The organism is Bacillus velezensis, assembly GCF_001461825.1.
Taxonomy (GTDB): domain Bacteria; phylum Bacillota; class Bacilli; order Bacillales; family Bacillaceae; genus Bacillus; species Bacillus velezensis.
In genome coordinates, this window is sequence record NZ_LLZC01000019.1 from 147,500 (window position 1) to 166,224 (window position 18,725).

General features: G+C 46.5%; 20 protein-coding genes. All 20 read right to left on the bottom strand.

Annotated elements, in window-relative coordinates:
* Positions 1–68 precede the first annotated feature (68 nt).
* The 20 genes from codY to ffh all read right to left on the bottom strand — a co-directional run bounded on the left by codY (position 69) and on the right by ffh (position 18,724).
* On the bottom strand, positions 69–848 hold the full coding sequence (gene codY, locus AR442_RS11435) for a GTP-sensing pleiotropic transcriptional regulator CodY (RefSeq protein WP_003154263.1): 780 nt from the start codon (positions 846–848) through the stop codon (positions 69–71).
* Between the two features lie 37 nt (positions 849–885).
* Positions 886–2,289, bottom strand: a complete 1,404-nt coding sequence (gene hslU / locus AR442_RS11440) for an ATP-dependent protease ATPase subunit HslU (RefSeq protein WP_007611413.1) — start codon at positions 2,287–2,289, stop codon at positions 886–888.
* Between the two features lie 16 nt (positions 2,290–2,305).
* Complete coding sequence (gene hslV, locus AR442_RS11445; RefSeq protein ID WP_022553348.1) at positions 2,306–2,851, bottom strand: ATP-dependent protease subunit HslV; 546 nt, start codon at positions 2,849–2,851, stop codon at positions 2,306–2,308.
* A gap of 15 nt (positions 2,852–2,866) precedes the next feature.
* Positions 2,867–3,784: a tyrosine recombinase XerC gene (gene xerC, locus AR442_RS11450; RefSeq protein ID WP_007409774.1), complete on the bottom strand. Its 918-nt coding sequence runs from the start codon at positions 3,782–3,784 to the stop codon at positions 2,867–2,869.
* Between the two features lie 69 nt (positions 3,785–3,853).
* Positions 3,854–5,161: an FADH(2)-oxidizing methylenetetrahydrofolate--tRNA-(uracil(54)-C(5))-methyltransferase TrmFO gene (trmFO, locus tag AR442_RS11455; RefSeq protein ID WP_012117550.1), complete on the bottom strand. Its 1,308-nt coding sequence runs from the start codon at positions 5,159–5,161 to the stop codon at positions 3,854–3,856.
* 64 nt (positions 5,162–5,225) lie between these two features.
* Positions 5,226–7,301 (bottom strand): type I DNA topoisomerase, encoded by a 2,076-nt coding sequence (gene topA, locus AR442_RS11460; RefSeq protein ID WP_014417765.1) that lies wholly within the window; start codon positions 7,299–7,301, stop codon positions 5,226–5,228.
* Positions 7,302–7,482: 181 nt separating this feature from the next.
* Positions 7,483–8,382, bottom strand: coding sequence for a DNA-processing protein DprA (gene dprA, locus AR442_RS11465; protein ID WP_014417764.1), 900 nt, complete (start codon positions 8,380–8,382; stop codon positions 7,483–7,485).
* Positions 8,383–8,446: 64 nt separating this feature from the next.
* A complete protein-coding gene (sucD, locus tag AR442_RS11470) occupies positions 8,447–9,349 on the bottom strand; it encodes a succinate--CoA ligase subunit alpha (RefSeq protein ID WP_014417763.1) in 903 nt (300 codons plus the stop codon).
* Positions 9,350–9,377: 28 nt separating this feature from the next.
* On the bottom strand, positions 9,378–10,535 hold the full coding sequence (gene sucC / locus AR442_RS11475) for an ADP-forming succinate--CoA ligase subunit beta (RefSeq protein WP_003154283.1): 1,158 nt from the start codon (positions 10,533–10,535) through the stop codon (positions 9,378–9,380).
* Positions 10,536–10,709: 174 nt separating this feature from the next.
* Positions 10,710–10,991: a FlhB-like flagellar biosynthesis protein gene (locus AR442_RS11480; protein WP_014417762.1), complete on the bottom strand. Its 282-nt coding sequence runs from the start codon at positions 10,989–10,991 to the stop codon at positions 10,710–10,712.
* Positions 10,988–12,691, bottom strand: a complete 1,704-nt coding sequence (locus AR442_RS11485) for a hypothetical protein (RefSeq protein ID WP_022553351.1) — start codon at positions 12,689–12,691, stop codon at positions 10,988–10,990. Before AR442_RS11485 ends, AR442_RS11480 begins: the two co-directional genes overlap by 4 nt.
* A 16-nt stretch (positions 12,692–12,707) precedes the next feature.
* Positions 12,708–13,475, bottom strand: coding sequence for a ribonuclease HII (locus AR442_RS11490; protein WP_007611398.1), 768 nt, complete (start codon positions 13,473–13,475; stop codon positions 12,708–12,710).
* Positions 13,476–13,547: 72 nt separating this feature from the next.
* The gene (ylqF, locus tag AR442_RS11495; RefSeq protein WP_007611396.1) at positions 13,548–14,396 is read right to left on the bottom strand and encodes a ribosome biogenesis GTPase YlqF; all 849 of its coding nucleotides are present in this window, start codon (positions 14,394–14,396) and stop codon (positions 13,548–13,550) included.
* A 142-nt stretch (positions 14,397–14,538) separates the two neighbouring features.
* Positions 14,539–14,886: a 50S ribosomal protein L19 gene (rplS, locus tag AR442_RS11500; protein WP_003154288.1), complete on the bottom strand. Its 348-nt coding sequence runs from the start codon at positions 14,884–14,886 to the stop codon at positions 14,539–14,541.
* 140 nt (positions 14,887–15,026) lie between these two features.
* On the bottom strand, positions 15,027–15,758 hold the full coding sequence (trmD, locus tag AR442_RS11505; RefSeq protein ID WP_022553353.1) for a tRNA (guanosine(37)-N1)-methyltransferase TrmD: 732 nt from the start codon (positions 15,756–15,758) through the stop codon (positions 15,027–15,029).
* Positions 15,755–16,279, bottom strand: coding sequence for a ribosome maturation factor RimM (gene rimM, locus AR442_RS11510; RefSeq protein ID WP_003154290.1), 525 nt, complete (start codon positions 16,277–16,279; stop codon positions 15,755–15,757). Before rimM ends, trmD begins: the two co-directional genes overlap by 4 nt.
* Positions 16,280–16,283: 4 nt before the next feature.
* Positions 16,284–16,670 carry a YlqD family protein gene (locus AR442_RS11515; protein ID WP_003154291.1) on the bottom strand — a complete coding sequence of 129 codons (387 nt, stop codon included), beginning with the start codon at positions 16,668–16,670 and terminating at the stop codon, positions 16,284–16,286.
* A 90-nt stretch (positions 16,671–16,760) separates the two neighbouring features.
* Positions 16,761–17,006 (bottom strand): KH domain-containing protein, encoded by a 246-nt coding sequence (locus AR442_RS11520; RefSeq protein ID WP_007611392.1) that lies wholly within the window; start codon positions 17,004–17,006, stop codon positions 16,761–16,763.
* Positions 17,006–17,278, bottom strand: coding sequence for a 30S ribosomal protein S16 (gene rpsP, locus AR442_RS11525; RefSeq protein WP_003154296.1), 273 nt, complete (start codon positions 17,276–17,278; stop codon positions 17,006–17,008). The genes AR442_RS11520 and rpsP overlap by 1 nt, the downstream gene beginning before the upstream one ends.
* A gap of 105 nt (positions 17,279–17,383) precedes the next feature.
* Positions 17,384–18,724, bottom strand: a complete 1,341-nt coding sequence (gene ffh, locus AR442_RS11530; RefSeq protein WP_007409763.1) for a signal recognition particle protein — start codon at positions 18,722–18,724, stop codon at positions 17,384–17,386.
* Position 18,725: the final 1 nt, after the last annotated feature.

Below are 18,725 nucleotides of genomic sequence, written 5' to 3' on the forward strand. Positions count from 1 at the left end.
ACTGCAACTTTTCACCTATTGTCCATAAAAAAAGCAGGACCCCCATTTTTAGGGATCCTGCTTTTGTCTTAATGAGATTTAAGGTTTTCCAATTCAATAAGGAATTTGTTGTTCAGAACTTTAATGTACGTCCCCTTCATTCCCAGTGATCTGGATTCAATGACGCCTGCGCTTTCCAGCTTTCTCAGCGCGTTAACGATGACTGAACGCGTGATGCCGACACGGTCCGCAATCTTACTTGCCACAAGCAAGCCTTCGTTTCCGTCAAGCTCTTCAAAGATATGCTCAATCGCTTCAAGTTCACTGTAAGACAGAGAACTGATCGCCATTTGAACAACCGCTTTGCTTCGCGCCTCTTCTTCGATTTCTTCCGCTTTTTCTCTTAAAATCTCCATTCCTACAACGGTTGCTCCGTATTCAGCAAGAATGAGATCATCATCTTCAAATTGATCCTGCAGACGGGACAGAATGAGCGTGCCCAGTCTCTCTCCTCCGCCGATGATCGGCACGATCGTTGTTAAGCCCGCTTGGAACAGGTCTCTGTTTTCCACAGGAAACGCCGTGTATTCGCTGTTGATATCAAGGTTTGAAGACGTCTCCGGAACATTGAACAGATTTCTCGTGTACTCTTCCGGGAACTGGCGGTCTTCAAGCATTTTTTTCATGCGGTCATTTTCAATCTGCTGATTAATAGAGTAGCCCAAAAGCTTTCCTCTGCGGCTGACGACGAAAATATTAGAATCAATGACGTCACGAAGCGTTTCAGCCATTTCTTTAAAGTTTACGGGTTTGCCTGCCGCAGCCTGCAGCATGCTGTTAATAATTCGTGTTTTTTGTAGTAAAGCCATGATAAATAATCCTCCTAGAATTCCTCTTATTAAATTTTCACAATATAAATTGACTTAGATCTTTGTTGTTTGCAATCGTTCCGAGCTTTTCTTCAACGTATTGCGGCGTGATGGCTACTTTTTCCATCGTTACGTCCGGCGCTTCAAACGACAGGTCTTCCAAGAGACGTTCCAATATCGTGTGAAGCCTTCTCGCTCCGATGTTGTCCGTATCCTGATTCACATGATAAGCCACTTCGGCGATCTTACGAATAGCTTCGTCAGAAAATTCAAGAGATATACCTTCTGTCTGCAATAAAGCCTGATATTGTTTTAACAGCGCATTATCGGGTTCGACGAGAATCTTCACAAAATCATCTACCGTCAGTTTGCTCAATTCTACACGAATCGGAAAGCGGCCCTGCAGCTCCGGAATCAGATCAGACGGTTTGGCCATATGGAATGCCCCGGCTGCGATAAACAGCACGTGATCTGTTTTGACGGAGCCGTATTTCGTGACGACGGTAGAGCCTTCGACAATCGGAAGGATATCTCTTTGAACGCCTTCTCTCGATACATCTGCTGAGGAAGAAGCCCCTCCGTTTTTTGCGATTTTATCTATTTCGTCAATAAAGATAATGCCGCCCTCTTCAGCTCTTAACACGGCCTCTTGGCCGACTTCATCCATATCGATTAATTTGCCTGCCTCTTCATTGGTCAGAACCTTCCTTGCTTCTCTGACCGTCATTTTGCGGCGTTTTTTCTTTTTTGGCACCAGATTGCTCAGCGCATCCTGCATATTCATGCCCATCTGCTCCATCCCGGAGCCTTGCAGCATGTCAAACATCGACGGCTGCTGCTCTTCCACCTCTACGGAGACGTAATGGTCTTCGAGCTCTCCCAATGCGAGCTGATGCGCCATGCGTTTTCTTTTTTCTTCAAGGCTTGCTTCTTCCTGCTGGTCGGCTTCATCATCATTTGCCGCCTGGCTTCCTCCGAAAAGCATTTCAAACGGATTTTTCACACCCGCTTGTTTTTTCTTTCCCGGAACGAGAAGCCGCACTATACGTTTGTTTGCATTTTCTTCAGCCTGTTCTTTCACTTCGCTGATTTTTTCTTCTTTAATGAGCCGCACGGATGTCTCAACGAGGTCTCTGACCATTGATTCGACATCTCTGCCTACATAGCCGACTTCTGTAAATTTTGTCGCTTCAATTTTTATAAATGGCGCACCGGTAAGCTTGGCGATCCGTCTGGCGATCTCTGTTTTCCCCACCCCGGTCGGGCCCATCATCAGGATGTTTTTGGGAACGATCTCGTCTCTCAGTTTTTCATCAAGAAGACTTCTGCGATAGCGGTTTCTTAATGCCACGGCGACAGCTTTTTTCGCATCCTGCTGTCCTACAATGTATTGATCCAACCGATCTACGATTTGTCTCGGTGTTAACGGTTTGTTTTCCATGCGCCTCAAGTCCTTTCTATTCAAGTTCTTCCAAAATGATCTGATCGTTTGTGTACACACAAATCTCGCCCGCGATTTTCAAAGCGGCTTTTGCAATATCTTTGGCGGACAGATTCTCTCCGGCATAGGTTTTCAGCGCTCTTCCTGCTGACAGGGCGTAGTTTCCGCCGGAGCCGATTGCCAAAATGCCGTCATCCGGCTCAATCACTTCACCTGTTCCCGATACGAGAAGCAAGGTATCCTGGTTCATGACAATCAGCATGGCTTCCAGCTTGCGCAGCACTTTATCGCTGCGCCATTCTTTCGCAAGCTCAACCGACGCACGTTTTAAATTGCCGTTGTATTCTTCAAGCTTCGCCTCAAACAATTCAAAAAGTGTGAAAGCGTCTGCAACAGATCCCGCAAATCCGGCCAGAACCTTTCCGTTAAACAGCTTTCTCACTTTTCTCGCGGTATGTTTCATGACTACAGCCTGACCGAATGTGACCTGGCCGTCTCCTGACATAGCGCTTTTCCCGTTATGCCGGACGGCAAAAATCGTTGTCGCATGAAAAGATGACATGAGAAGGGCCTCCTTTTAATTTTCTTTAAAAGCTCTCGGGTGGTGGGACATATATGTGTTTCTCAGCATTTCCTTCGATACATGCGTGTATATCTGCGTAGAAGACAGATTGGAATGGCCCAAAAGCTCCTGGACGCTTCTTAAATCAGCCCCTTCATTCAGCAGATGAGTCGCAAACGTGTGCCGAAGCATATGCGGGTGTATATGTAAAGTGCCGGATGCTTTTTTTACAAGCCCGCTTAAAATATACCGGATTCCTCTGGCGGTCAGCGGGCCGCCTCTTTGATTGACAAACAGCACATCATGAGGCTCTTTTGCTTTTTCAAGCAGGCACTGCCTTCCGCTGTTGATATACAGCTCCAGCGCATCACGGGCATATGAGCCGAACGGGATATAGCGCTGCTTCTTGCCTTTCCCGTGAACGAGCACCGTATCCATGAACAGGTCAAGATCGCCGACAGTAAGCGTACAGCACTCACTGACCCTCATTCCGGTCGCATAAAGAAGCTCAAGCAGGGCCTGATCGCGCATCCCTGACGGCTGACTTCTGTCTGAAACAGCGAATAGTTCCTCAAGTTCTTTTTCATAAAGAAACTTCGGAATCCGTTTCTCTTGTTTCGGCAGATGAACAAGCTGAAACGGATTCTCTTCAACAAGCTTTTCCCTCATTAAAAATTTATAGAAGCTTCTCAAAGCTGAAATTTTCTTGCTGATTGTTTTTCTTGACAGGCCTTTTTCATAAGCCTCTGTCAAAAATATTCTCACATCATGATATGCAGCTTCTTTCATTCCATTTATATTTTGAGCATGCAGAAACATCCCAAATTCTTCAATCGAATTAACATAATTCACAATAGTATATTGTGAATAATTTTTTTCAATTTGTAAATATTCAACGAATAACTTTAAAAAAAAGTTAACATTCTCAGTCATTATGAAGACCTCCCTCTCCGAAGGGCTTTTAAATGGTATCATATAATGCATCGAAGTTGCAATGAAAAGCTATATCGTTTTCGAAATAGTTTGAATAGTCTCAATTGCGCGTTTAGCGTATTCTTCATTTCGTTCTTTTTTGTTTTTAATTTTTACAGGCAATTCTTTTAAGAGGCCGAAGTTTGCATTCATCGGCTGGAAGTTCTTCTGATTTGTCGTCGTAATGTAGTGAGCCATGCTTCCGATCGCCGTCTCCTGCGGGAATGTCACAAGATCCTGACCGAGCACAAGTTTGGCGGCATTGATTCCCGCTACAAGACCTGAAGCGGCAGATTCAACATAACCCTCTACGCCGGTCATTTGGCCCGCGAAAAACAGATCGTTACGCTGTTTAAATTGATATGTCGGGTTCAAAAGGCTCGGCGAGTTGATAAATGTGTTTCTGTGCATGACGCCGTATCTGACGATATCAACATTTTCAAGGCCGGGGATCAGTTTAAGCACTTCTTTTTGGTCTCCCCATTTTAAATGTGTCTGAAAACCTACAATATTATAAAGCGTTCCCGCCGCATCATCCTGTCTGAGCTGAACGACTGCATAAGGGCGCTTGCCAGTTTTCGGATCTTCCAGTCCGACCGGTTTCATCGGTCCGAACAGCATCGTTTTCTTGCCTCTTTTCGCCATGACTTCAATCGGCATGCAGCCTTCAAAGAAGATTTCTTTCTCGAATTCTTTTAAAGGTACCGTCTCAGCCGTCGTCAATGCTTCATAGAAACGGTCGAACTCTTCCTCTGTCATCGGGCAGTTTAAGTACGCCGCTTCTCCCTTGTCATAACGGGATTTTAAGTACACTTTCTCCATATCAAGGCTGTCTTTTTCGACAATCGGCGCCGCCGCGTCATAAAAATACAGATACTCTTCTCCCGTGAGCTCTTTCAGCTGCTGTGAAAGCGATTCTGACGTAAGCGGTCCGGTCGCGATAACCGTCGGGCCTTCCGGAATCTCTGTTACTTCCTCAGTAAGAACCGTTACGTTCGGATGGTTTTTCACGAGATCCGTCACGCTTTGCGCAAATTCATGACGGTCAACGGCAAGCGCTCCCCCTGCCGGAACCGAGCATTTATCAGCAGATTGAATGATTGCCGAGTCAAGCGCCCGCATTTCTTCTTTTAATACGCCTACCGCATTGGCGAGTGTATTTGAACGGAGGGAGTTGCTGCATACCAGTTCGGCGAATTTATCAGTATGATGGGCTGCCGTCTGCCTGACGGGCCGCATTTCATATAGTTTCACTTGAATTCCTCGTTTTGCAAGCTGCCATGCCGCTTCACTTCCGGCAAGGCCTGCTCCGATTACATTAACTGTTTGCTGGTTCATTTCTTTTCATCTCCTGTTGTTTGTCCCTTCCACACAAAGAAGGTGAGCAAGGCTCTGCTCACCGCTACTTCTGTGGTTCTTCCTTATAATCGCATTCGACGCATTGGACTTGTATGCCTTTTTTAAGCTTTTTCTCTACGAGCATATTTTCACATTTCGGGCATTTTCGTTCAATCGGTTTGTCCCAAGATACGAAGTCGCATTCAGGATAACGGTCACAGCCGTAAAAGACGCGTTTCTTTTTTGATTTTCGTTCGACAATGTTTCCTTCATGGCACTTAGGACATTTTACGCCGATTTGTTTGACAATCGGTTTTGTATTCCGGCAGTCAGGGAAGTTGGAGCACGCCATAAATTTGCCGTATCGGCCCATTTTATAAACCATCCGGGAGCCGCATAATTCACAATCTTCATCGGCGTATTCAGGTTCGATTTCCACTTCTTTCATTTCGGCTTCCGCTTTTTTCACGCGTTTTTCGAAGTCGGTGTAGAAGCTGTCAATGATTTGAACCCATTCTGTCTGGCCATCTTCAACATGGTCAAGGTCTCTTTCCATTTTAGCCGTGAATTCAACGTTGATGATTTCCGGGAAAAACTCCATGATAAGATCCAGCACGATCTGCCCAAGCTCAGTCGGCACAAACCGTTTATTGTCTAATCCCACGTAACCGCGGCGCTGGATGGTGTCAAGAGTCGGCGCATATGTCGAAGGACGGCCGATCCCCAGTTCTTCAAGTGTTTTAACCAGGCGCGCCTCTGTATAACGCGGAGGCGGCTGAGTAAAGTGCTGCTCAGGCTCAATATCTTTCGATAAAACCGTGTCTCCCTCTTTAAGGTCCGGAAGCATGCGGTCTTTTTCTTCCAGCTGATCGTCTTTACCCTCTACATAGACTTTCATGAAGCCGGCGAATTTGACTTTACTTCCGTTTGCCCGGAATGTCAATCCGTTATTGCTGAGATCGACGCTCATCGTATCTAGGACTGCAGGCGCCATCTGGCTTGCAACAAAGCGCTCCCAAATCAGCTTGTATAATCTGAGCTGGTCTCTTCCAAGCACCGCTTTTAAGTCGGCAGGTTTTCTGAGCACCGAAGTCGGGCGGATCGCTTCGTGGGCATCTTGAGCATTTTCATTTTTCTTTGCCGGTTTCCGTTTTCCCGCTAAGTACTCTTTTCCGTACGCCTGATCAATAAAAGCTGACGCTTCTTCAACGGCTGTATTGGAAATCCGCGTTGAGTCCGTTCTCATATACGTGATGAGCCCGACTGTCCCTTCTTTGCCGAGATCAATTCCTTCATATAATTGCTGAGCGATCATCATCGTTTTCTTCGCTCTGAAATTCAGCTTCCTGGCAGCCTCCTGCTGCAGAGTGGACGTTGTAAACGGCAGAGCGGGATTTCGTTTGCGCTCTTTTTTCGTAACCTTGTCAACTGTATACTTATTCCCTTTCAGCTGAGCAAGGACGGCTTTTACGTCTTCTTCGCTTTTTAAAGGAAGCTTTTTGCCGCTTTTCCCGAAAAATCCGGCTTCAAACGTCTCTTTTCCCTTTAAAAATGAGCCGGTAATCGTCCAGTACTCTTCAGGTTTAAAGTCGTTGATTTCCTTTTCCCGGTCGATGATCAGCCGGAGTGCAACGGATTGCACACGGCCCGCACTGAGGCCTTTTTTTACTTTTTTCCAAAGAATCGGGCTGATTTTGTATCCGACGAGTCTGTCTAGTATGCGGCGCGCCTGCTGCGCATCGACAAGATCCATATTAATCATGCGCGGATGTTTAAATGATTCTTTAATGGCGTCTTTCGTTATTTCATTAAAGACGACCCGGCAGTCCGAGCTGAGATCCAGATCAAGGCTGTGTGCGAGATGCCATGCAATCGCTTCCCCTTCTCTGTCGGGGTCGGCCGCGAGATAGACTTTTTTTGCTTTCTTTGCCGCTGTTTTTAATTCTTTTAAAACAGGGCCTTTTCCGCGGATCGTAATATATTTCGGTTCAAAGTTCTGTTCGATGTCAACTCCCATTTGACTTTTCGGAAGATCCCGGACATGTCCCATTGAAGCTTTGACTTTATATTTCTTCCCTAAATAACGTTCAATCGTTTTCGCCTTTGCCGGCGATTCCACGATGACTAGATAATCAGACATTTTCATCCCCCTCAAGAGGTGTTCTCTCTCTTTTCAAGTATCAATTCATTTTAGAGCTGCCTTTTTATGGCTTTCAACATTTCATTCTTTATGATGAACGTCATTTTATACATGAAAATAATGTGCAACTTTAAATCCTCACTATTATTAAATATTACAATACCGTTTGTCAAACGATATTTCAAAAGGGTTCCGTATACTGAACGCATCGGGCGGTCAGCTCTCCGTCAATATCCTCTGCGCATAATACAGCTTTCGCCCCTTCTTGAATGAGTTTTATAGGTCCTCCGGAATATGGATTAAATATGGAACCCGGAACGGCAAATACCTCTCTGCCTTGATCGAGAGCCTGGTAAGCTGTGATTAATGAACCGCTTTTTTCTTTTCCCTGCACGACCACAATTCCTTCACTTAGTCCGCTGATTATGCGGTTTCTCATCGGAAAGTGCCATTTTTTCGGCTTTGTTTCAGGAGGATGTTCTGAGAGTAGGAGATGGTGTTCAGCCATGTATTCTGCTAACAGGAGATTTTCCCGGGGATAGATATGATGGAATCCGCCGGCTATCACGCCGATCGTAAGCCCTTTTGCCCTGATGCTCGCCTTATGAGACAATCCGTCTATACCGGATGCAAGCCCGCTTACAATGACCCAGCCTTTTTTTGAGAGTTCGGCGGAAAGATGCCCAGCCGCTTTTATTCCGTCTTCCGTCGGTTTCCGCGTTCCTACAATCCCGATTTTTCTGCCTTTTTCAAGAAGCAGCGTGTTCCCTTTTGCATACAAGACAGCCGGCGGATCATAAATCGCTTTAAGCCATGTTGGATAGCGGCTTGATGAAATCGGAATGACAGTAATGCCTTTGCGGCGGTAATCGGACAGAACTTCATCAAGTTCCGGTTCCTTGCGCTCTATTTCCCGAAAAATTGCTTCCGGGGCTGTTTTCCCTTCTGATAAAACAGTTAATGGATGCGGATCCGGTAAAAAAGACAGAGAGTGGTCAGCTTTCCACCATTTTAATAGAAGAGACGGGGAAATGATTTGATTAATACTGCAGACCATTAAACAGCGCGATGCTTGATCCAAATCTGGCAACCTCCTCTTTTTTCAGCAAAAACAGGAACAGCCGTTACGGCTGCCCCTGCTTCGATCAGTGCGTTTTGCACGTTTCAAATAAGCCTTTTTCTTTTAACACCTTAATCAACGTTTCACCCATTACAGAAGGGGTTTCCGCGACTTCAATTCCGCAGGCGTTCATCGTTTTGACTTTTTCTTCTGCCGTGCCTTTTCCTCCGGAGATGATGGCGCCCGCGTGGCCCATGCGTTTTCCCGGAGGCGCGGTTTTACCGCCGATAAAGCCGACAACAGGCTTCGTCATGTTCGCTTTCACCCACTCAGCCGCTTCTTCTTCAGCTGTGCCGCCGATTTCTCCGATCATGATGACGGCATGTGTTTCAGGATCTTCATTGAACGCTTTTAACACGTCAATAAAGTTCGTGCCGTTGACCGGATCGCCGCCGATCCCTACAGCGGTAGATTGGCCTACGCCGGCTTCTGAAAGCTGATGGACGGCCTCGTATGTCAATGTTCCTGAACGGGATACAACGCCTACATGGCCCCTTTTATGAATGTATCCCGGCATAATGCCGATCTTGCATTCTTCAGGTGTAATAACACCCGGGCAGTTCGGCCCTATTAATCTCGTTTTCTTGCCTTCCATAAAGCGCTTCACCTTCACCATGTCCAAAACCGGAATGTGCTCAGTGATACAAATGACAAGATCAATTTCCGCGTCAACCGCTTCCATAATTGCGTCCGCCGCAAACGGAGCCGGCACGTAAATAACTGACGCATCAGCGCCCGTTGTATGAACCGCTTCTGCGACCGTATTGAATACCGGTACGCCTTCCGCTTCCGTTCCGCCTTTTCCAGGTGTTACACCGCCAACGATATTCGTGCCGTATTCCAGCATCTGCTTTGTATGAAATAAAGCGGTAGAACCTGTAATCCCCTGTACAATAACTCTTGTATCTTTATTGATAAAAACACTCATTATCTGGTCCCCTGCCTTTCATTCTTTCCTAAACTAAGGATACGATTTTCTGTGCGCCGTCTGCCATTGATTCCGCAGATGTGATGTTTAAGCCTGATTCATTCAGGATTTTCTTTCCTAAATCTACGTTTGTCCCTTCAAGGCGCACGACCAGCGGCAATGTCAATCCGACTTGTCTCGTCGCTTCAACAACGCCCTCGGCGATGACATCACACTTCATGATGCCTCCGAAAATATTAACGAAAATTCCTTTTACGTTTTGATCGGAAAGAATGATTTTAAAAGCTTCCGTAACTTTTTCTGCGGTTGCGCCGCCCCCGACATCAAGGAAGTTTGCAGGTTCTCCGCCGTAGTGTTTAATGATATCCATTGTAGACATTGCAAGACCCGCGCCGTTTACCATACAGCCGATATTTCCATCAAGGGAAATGTAGCTTAAATCGTATTTTGACGCTTCGATTTCTTTCGGATCTTCTTCATCTAAATCTCTGTATTCCATAATGTCTTTTTGTCTGTATAACGCATTGCTGTCGAAGTTCAGCTTAGCATCCAGCGCCATGACGTTTCCGTCCCCCGTAACGACGAGAGGGTTGATCTCGGCGATGGAGCAGTCCTTCTCAACAAATGCTTTGTATAAACCGAGCATAAATTTAGCGGCTTTGCCGACAAGCTCTTTCGGGATGTTAATTGCGAATGCAATTTCCCTTGCCTGATAGCCCTGAAGGCCGACAGCCGGATCAATTACCGCTTTTTTAATTTTTTCAGGTGTTTTTTCCGCTACTTCTTCAATCTCCGTTCCGCCTTCTTCAGACGCCATTAAAACGATTCTTGAAGTAGCGCGGTCAAGTACAAGCCCGACATAGTATTCCTTTTTAATATCGCAGCCTTCTTCAATAAGTAAGCGTTTTATTACTTGTCCGTCCGGACCCGTTTGATGTGTGACGAGCGTCTTGCCTAACAGTTCTTCGGCATACTCTTTCACTTCATCTTTTGTTTTTGCAATCTTTACCCCACCAGCTTTGCCGCGGCCGCCAGCATGGATTTGCGCCTTTACGACATAAACCGAGCTTGACAGGCTCTCTGCTTTTTCAACTGCTTCCTCTGCTGTAAAAGCCACTTTACCTTCAGGAACAGACACCCCGTATTTTCTGAGGACTTCTTTTCCCTGGTACTCATGGATATTCATTTCCCATCCTCCTAACTTATGTAGCAAAACTAAAAATAGACTGCGCTTTCATTCTATATAATACTGGAAGAATTGTCTAGGGTTCAAAACAAAATCTTTATATCCTTCCAAACATTCTAACTTTTATTTTATTGAAAATATAAATTTAAACGGAGTCCGGGAAATGAATGGTCCTTATTTTTCGTTTTTCAGGGTTTCGTCCAGTCTGTAAACAAATGAAAAAATTTCGGCAACGGTTTCATAAAGCGCCTCCGGTATCTGATCGTCAACCGTCAAATGGCGCATTAATTCGACAAGGGTTCTGTCTTCCTGAATGGGGACCCCAGCCTTCTCAGCTTCTTTTATAATATTTTCCGCCACGTGCCCCCTGCCTGTTGCGACAACCTTCGGGACTTGGTCTTTCTGCCGGTCGTAATGCAGGGCGACAGCTCTTCTTAACGGCGTTTGCTCTTTCATATTTTCACATCCACTTTTCTTCCGCCGTCTTTTTCTATAAACTCTTCCACAAGAGCGCTCTGGTCTTTCGGGCGCCGTTTTTTAGCCGTGACGCCTGACAGACTGAAGCCCGTTTCTTTTACGGCTTCTTTTAAAGCCGGTACGAGAGGGTCGATGGCCGCCTGAAGCTCAAAATCAGTCTCAACCGTAATAGTCATTACATTTTGCTGAATGATGCAGTCCACAACGGTTTCTTGCAGTGTTTCAAGATGCAGCAAAAACAGGAGCCTGCAATGTGACGGATCGAGTTTTCCGTCCGGCTTCTTCCGTCCTTTAAAGAGAACTGTGATGTCATTCTCATACGCGGACGCTCCCAGCGGAAATGACAGCACCATCTGCGTAAAAGAAGGGTTATGCTGCTCAATAAACAGCTGGCCGTTTAATTTATGAATAAGCGGTTCCGCCTCTTGTTTAACGGATTGGGGCGCTTCTTGAAGCGTCCGGACGGCTTGGAGGGCTGTTTTCAGCGCTTGTTTCTCCGGCTGCGGAGACACGCCTTTTTCAAGCGCTCTAATGAATGATAATTCATCACGCGTGCCCAGTCCTTTTTTGATTTTCTGCAAAAGGCTTAATACATCATGTTTTTCCGCATATTTCAATTCGGTGAGCTGAACGGCTTTTTCGAAAACAGCCGCCTCCTGTTCTGTCAAATGTGCTTTTTGAAGAACAGGTGCTGTTTTAAATGTTTTTTCTTGAGAAATGAAAGCCTTAATGATCTCCGCCGTTACTTTTACGGGACGGTTTTCAGTTTTTTCTGCCGAGGTCATTAATTTCTCTATAATCTGTTTTGCCGTTTTTTCAGGCAGTTCCGGATCTGTCCGTGCACTCGGAGGAGAAGGTTGGCTTGAGACTGCCTTTCTGTTTTCACGAGTCTCTCGGACAAATGGTGACTGTTTTGATTCCGTCCGTTCTCCTTCATCCATCAGCCCGGTTTCTGGGGTCGGCATGCGTGCAGCCTCGGCAAGCTTCTTCAAGAGACGTTCTGCATGAAGATCCGTTTCCGCGTTTAACACGTCAGAAACCGCCTCTTTGAGCACAGACAGCTCTTTTGCCGATTGCGGAGCCTGATTGATTGCCTGAAGCAGTCCTGAGAGGAGGCGCCGGGTCGGAACCGGATATTTAACGGCATGAATGGCTGACAAGACTTCCGGATGTGCGGGCAGTTCCCGTTTCAGCGCAAATACGATTGTTTCCGCCGCTTTTTTCAATTCGGCGGCCGGAAGCGATTCAGCCCAACGGATGCAGGCTTTGAGGCTGTTTTCCGTCATCGGCAGCTTCTGCTGCATAAACGTTTCGGCAATCTGCAGAGACACAGGGCCCGGTTTGACAGAAAGAGCGTTTAACAGTCTTCCCGCCGCTTCCTGAACGGTTTTCGGGCTTCCTTCGAATTGGTCAATGACATGAAGCCGGCCCGTTTTTTCCGCCGGCTGTTTGTCATAAGAAAACCAGTAATACGCCTGCGGACGAAGGGCGGTTTCAAGTTTTCCCTGCATCGTCCGGCCGCCGATTTGGATAAGGGCGCTTTGATCGTCCAGCAAACGGAGAACCTTCCCTAACAGCAGCCTTTGAGCGCCGCTGTCTTTACCGCCGTCTTGCCGGTCCGGAGGGATTTCCGCCGTCAGCTGTCTGAAAGCCGCTTGGATTTCGCCGCTTATGTTCATGTCTTAAGCCTCTTTTCTAACAATAAGATTGAACGGGAGCGAACGTTTTTCGGTGAATAGTTGTCGGTCCGTATGCCTGAAGAGCTTCAAGATGTTCTTTCGTTCCGTAGCCTTTATTTTTTTCAAAGCCGTACATGGGGTAGGTTTTGGCGTACTCAGCCATGAGCCGGTCCCGCGTTACTTTTGCGATGCAGGCTCCGGCGGCAATTGACACGCTTTTGGCATCCCCTTTTATAACTGATGACTGCGGAATGTCAAGCGGAAGGGTCATGGCATCAACAAGCAGATAATCAGGTGTTTCCGTTAAAGCATTGACGGCTTTTACCATCGCCAGTCTCGCGGCCTCATAAATGTTGATCCGGTCAATGACGTCCGCATGGACAATGCCGACTCCTACAGCCGCCGCTTCTTCCGTGATCCGGCTGTAATACTCCTCGAGCTTCTTTTCCGACAATTTCTTCGAGTCCGTGAGACCGAGAATCTCGCATTCTGCCGGCAAAATGACGGCGCCGGCGACAACCGGTCCGGCAAGCGGCCCTCTTCCGGCTTCGTCAACACCCGCAATCAGGCGGAAGCCCTTTTTGGATGACAGTCTTTCGTATGCCGTCATGTTCAGCCATTGCTCTTTAAGAGCTTTTTCCTTCGCGTGCTTTTTCAGCCATTGCTCTAAAAGCGTCTGTACGCTTTTTCTCGGGTCTTTCTCACATTGGGCAAGGAAGGGGTCGCTTTCGTCCCTGACCTCTTGCAGGCGTTCTTTTACGCTTTTTACGGTTAATGTATTCACGTTCTCTTCTCCCTTACATTATGTATATCGGTATTCTGCGGAAAAAATAAAGACCCGCATCGCTGCGCGTCTTTATTCTGATGGTGTTTCAAATGAAAGCCTGCCGAATTTTTCCGTCCGGATGTCCCGAATGATGACTTCCGTTGTTTTATCATAGTCAACCATTCCGCCGCCCATCAAACAGCCGCGTTTTTCACCGATCGCGTCGAAAAGAGCGGCGATATCCTCAGGGATTTCCTGAAGTCCGTAGCGCTCCTTCAAGCGGTCGGGATAATGCTCTTCCAGAAAGCGCAGCCCGAAGACGGCCACATCCTGCAGGTTGATAATCGTATCTTTAATCGCCCCGGTGATCGCCAGGCGCAAGCCGACAAGCTCATCTTCAAATTTAGGCCATAAAATTCCCGGTGTATCGAGCAGCTCTAATTCCTTGCCTACCTTTACCCACTGCTGTGAAGTGGTAATGCCGGGCCTGTCTCCCGTCTTGGCAATGTTTTTCTTGGCCAGCCGGTTAATGAGCGTAGATTTGCCGACATTCGGAATGCCGATGATTAATGCGCGGATTGCTCTTGGCCTAATGCCTTTTGCTTTCATTTTATCGAACTTATCTTTCAGCAGCTCTTTCGAGGACGGCACGATTTGATGCAGTCCCTGCCCGTTAACGGAGTTTATTGAAAGAGAGGGAATGCCCTGTTCCTGAAAGTGGTCCTTCCACTGGGCAGTCACAGCCGCATCCGCCTTATCGGCTTTATTTAAAAGCATAATGCGCGGCTTATTTTTCAAAATCTCCTCAATCATCGGATTTCTCGATGACATCGGGATTCTCGCATCCACCAATTCGTATACGATATCAATTAATTTCAGTTTTTCTGTTACTTCCCGTCTCGCTTTAGCCATATGGCCCGGGAACCATTGAATGGTCATGTGACTTCGACACCTGCCTTATTTACCGGAACCGGATGTTCCGATGATCTCTTATGTATTTTACGTTGCTTGTTCCGCTTTTACAAATTTCATATAAAAAAAGAGCCTGTTACGGGTAACAAGCTCTTTTCGTTCGTTATCATTATCGTCTGATTTCTTTAATACGAGCCGCTTTTCCGCGAAGTTCACGCAGGTAGTAAAGCTTAGCGCGACGTACTTTACCGTAACGTACAACTTCGATTTTCGCGATTTTTGGTGTGTGTACAGGGAATGTACGTTCAACGCCAACACCGTAAGAAATCTTACGAACTGTGAACGTTTCGCTGATTCCACCACCACGACGCTTGATCACAACACCTTCGAAGATCTGGATACGCTCACGGTTACCCTCAACAACTTTTACGTGTACACGTAAAGTGTCACCAGGACGGAACGCAGGAAGATCAGTGCGAAGCTGTTCTTTTGTGATATCTTGAATTAGTTTTTGCATCGTTTTCAACTCCTTCCAACAGATGCTCTTGGCCACAACTGCAAGGCACAGCGGAACATCGTTTTCAAGCTTCTGAAGGATAAGCCTCCTTAAGCCACAAGTAGTATCTTATCATACCTTCATCGCCTGCGCAATAGAATCTATTCGTTTTCCCACTCGGAAATCCATTTTCTTTGCTCATCAGTGAGAGGATAGTTTTCAAGAAGATCCGGACGTCTTAAAAAGGTTCTTCTGATTGATTCTTTATTGCGCCATTCTTGTATTTTGGCATGGTTGCCCGACAGAAGGGTCTCAGGCACTTTTAAGCCTCTATAATCTGCAGGCCTCGTATAGTGCGGATGCTCTAAAAGCCCCGTGCTGAAGGAATCCTCCACGTGGGATGCTTCTTTTCCGAGAACGCCCGGCAAAAGCCTGACAACGCTGTCGGCGATCATCATGGCAGGGAGCTCTCCCCCGGTCAGCACAAAATCCCCGATGGAGATTTCATCAGTGACAAGATGTTCCCGGATCCGTTCATCATACCCTTCATAATGTCCGCAAATAAACATGAGATGTTCCTCTTCCGCCAGCTCCTCGGCTTTCTTCTGCGTATAACGCTCACCTTGCGGGCAGACGAGAATAATGCGCGGCTTGGCGTCCGTACCGGCTGTCAGCTTTTCAACCGCATCAAATACGGGCTGCGGCTTTAACACCATCCCGGCTCCCCCGCCGTACGGGTAATCATCAACCGTTTGGTGTTTATTATCCGAAAAAGCCCGGAAATTGATGACGTCAAAACGGACAGCCTCTTTTTCCTGTGCTTTTTGCAGAATGGATGAGCCGAGCACCCCTTGAAACATTTCGGGAAACAGTGTTAAAAAGTCGATTTTCATTCGTCTATTAACCCTTCCATTACATGAATCTTAATTTTCTTCTCATTTATATTAATATCCTTTACCACAGAAGCAATATACGGAATGAGCGCATCTTTTTTGCCTTTTCTTGCAACCACCCATACGTCATTAGCCCCGGGCGTCAGGATTTCCTTCACTGTGCCGATCAGTTCCCCGTCTTCTGACACAACCTCGCAGCCGATGATTTCATGAAAATAAAATTCATCTTCTTCAAGCTCTCCCAAGTCTTCTTCAGGGACTTTGATCACCATGTTTCTTAGGTGCTCGACTTCATTGAGACTCGGCATTTCTTTGAATTGCAGCAGGTGAAACTGCTTGTGAAGCCTGTGGGCGCTGACCGTTACTTTGATTGGTTCCGCAGCCCCTTCCGCAAACAAATAAAGCGTATTGCCGGGCTTGTACCGTTCTTCGGCAAAGTCCGTTTTAGAAATGACCCGCACTTCGCCTTTAATGCCGTGGGTATTTACAATTTTGCCTACATTAAACCATCTGTTTGTCATATTATCACCTCGGGCGGATTTCAATTACTACCCCGTCTTTTATGACGATGGTATTTGCCGCTGTTTTTTCATGCCAGTTATCACCGACGTTGATTGAAAGCAGCGCATCGATCTCCTTTTCCTTCACTTCGCTTCCAAGCGGGAGCGACTCTGTCTGGCTTATTTGGAAATCGATCATTTTGATTTTGTCTTGTCTTTTTTCAATGGCTTTTTTAAAAGATTCCGCTACATCGGGATTCTGCTGATCTTTTTCATGTTTTCTAAGCTGAAAATAGAGCTGGCTGCATTCTCGTTCAAGCGTTTGCTTTTTTTCTGCAAAAGAGGCCAAAAGCTTTTCCTTGCTTTGCTCGGTCAGAACCTGCATAACGGTTACCCTGTGAATAATCTGCATAGGACCAGACTCCCCACTCTTCCAACATATTTCTGTTCATTTGCCTTTTTTACGTGTAAAAAAAGGGGAGGTGCCGGCCCTCTCCCTTTTTCAGTCAAATATTTCAAATTGAACTTTCTTAGAAGACTGTGCGCCAGCTGCAAAAACGACGGTTCGAATCGCTCTTGCAGTCCGGCCTTGCTTTCCGATAATTTTACCGGTATCTGACTTATTGACAGATAAGCGCAGCGCAATCTTTTGATCAGTCTCTTCCTTTGTGACCGTTATGTCTTCCGGATGGTCGACAAGCGGAGCCACAATGCTGACAATCAAATCTTCCAAGTTCTGATCAGTCATTACTTGCCTTGTTTAGCGTTGTGGAATTTTTCCATAATTCCTTGGCTTGAGAACAAGTTGCGGACTGTATCAGAAGGTTTAGCTCCTGTTTGAAGCCATTTAAGAGCAAGCTCTTCGTTGATTTTCACTTCAGCCGGCTTTGCAACCGGGTTGTATGTGCCGACTGTTTCGATGAAACGGCCGTCACGCGGTGAACGAGAATCTGCTACAACAATACGATAGAAAGGAGATTTTTTTGCTCCCATACGTTTTAAACGAATTTTTACTGCCATTTTACTAGCACCTCCGAAAATATTTCAACAAGATAGTATATTAACAATGATAAAAGTGTTTGTAAAGTGTTTTTTCTTAACAACGGTTTTATCATGTATAACCGATTACATAAAAGGTAATTTAAAGCCTTTTTTCTTCCCTTTTGTCATGTTGGTCATCTGCTTCATCATTTTTTTCATTTCCTCAAACTGCTTTAAAAGACGGTTGACTTCCTGAACGGATGTTCCGCTTCCTTTGGCAATCCGCTTCCGCCGGCTGGCGTTAATGATATCCGGCTGTTCTTTTTCAAGAACAGTCATTGATTTAATGATCGCTTCCACATGATTCAGCTGTTTTTCATCGACTTGGATGTTTTTTAAGCCTTTCATTTTGCCTGCGCCGGGCATCATTTGCAGCAGTTCGTCAAGAGGCCCCATGTTTCGGACCTGGCCGAGCTGCTCCAGAAAATCATCCAATGTGAAGCTCATCGTTCTCATTTTCTGCTCAAGCTCTTTGGCTTTGTCTTCATCAACGGTCGCCTGAGCTTTTTCAATCAGCGTCAGCACGTCACCCATTCCGAGAATCCGGGATGCCATCCGTTCAGGATGGAACGCTTCAAGAGCATCGAGCTTTTCTCCCATTCCGGCGAATTTAATCGGCGTTTCGGTGACCGCGCGGATAGAAAGCGCCGCACCTCCGCGGGTATCCCCGTCAAGCTTTGTTAAAATGACACCCGTTAAACCGAGCTGGTCATTAAAGCTTTTGGCGACGTTTACCGCATCCTGACCGGTCATTGAGTCGACGACAAGGAAAATTTCCTCAGGATTTGCGACTTCCTTTACGCCGGAGAGCTCATCCATCAGTTCATGATCGATGTGCAGCCGTCCGGCGGTATCTAAAATCACATAATCATGATGCTCTTCCTTCGCTTTTTCAATCGCCTGTCTGGCAATTTCCACCGGGCTGACCTGATCGCCAAGCGAAAAGACCGGCATATCAAGCTGTTTCCCCAGGGTTTCCAGCTGTTTAATCGCGGCGGGGCGGTAAATATCCGCAGCCACGAGCAGCGGTTTGCGATTATGTTTTTTGCGCAGCAGGTTGGCAAGCTTCCCCGTGGTTGTCGTTTTACCGGCACCTTGGAGCCCGACCATCATAATAACGGTCGGCGGGCGTTTGGCGACGGCAATTTTGCTTTCTTCGCCGCCCATCAGCTCGGTAAGCTCTTCTTTTACGACTTTAATAACCTGCTGACCGGGTGTCAGACTCTGCATAACGTCCTGTCCGACAGCCCGTTCACTTACTTTTTTCACAAAATCCTTTACGACTTTAAAGTTAACGTCAGCCTCAAGAAGCGCAAGACGAACTTCACGCATCATCTCTTTTACGTCTTGTTCGCTGACTTTTCCTTTTCCGCGGATTTTTGAAATCGTCTTTTGCAGTCGGTCGGCTAATCCTTCAAATGCCATT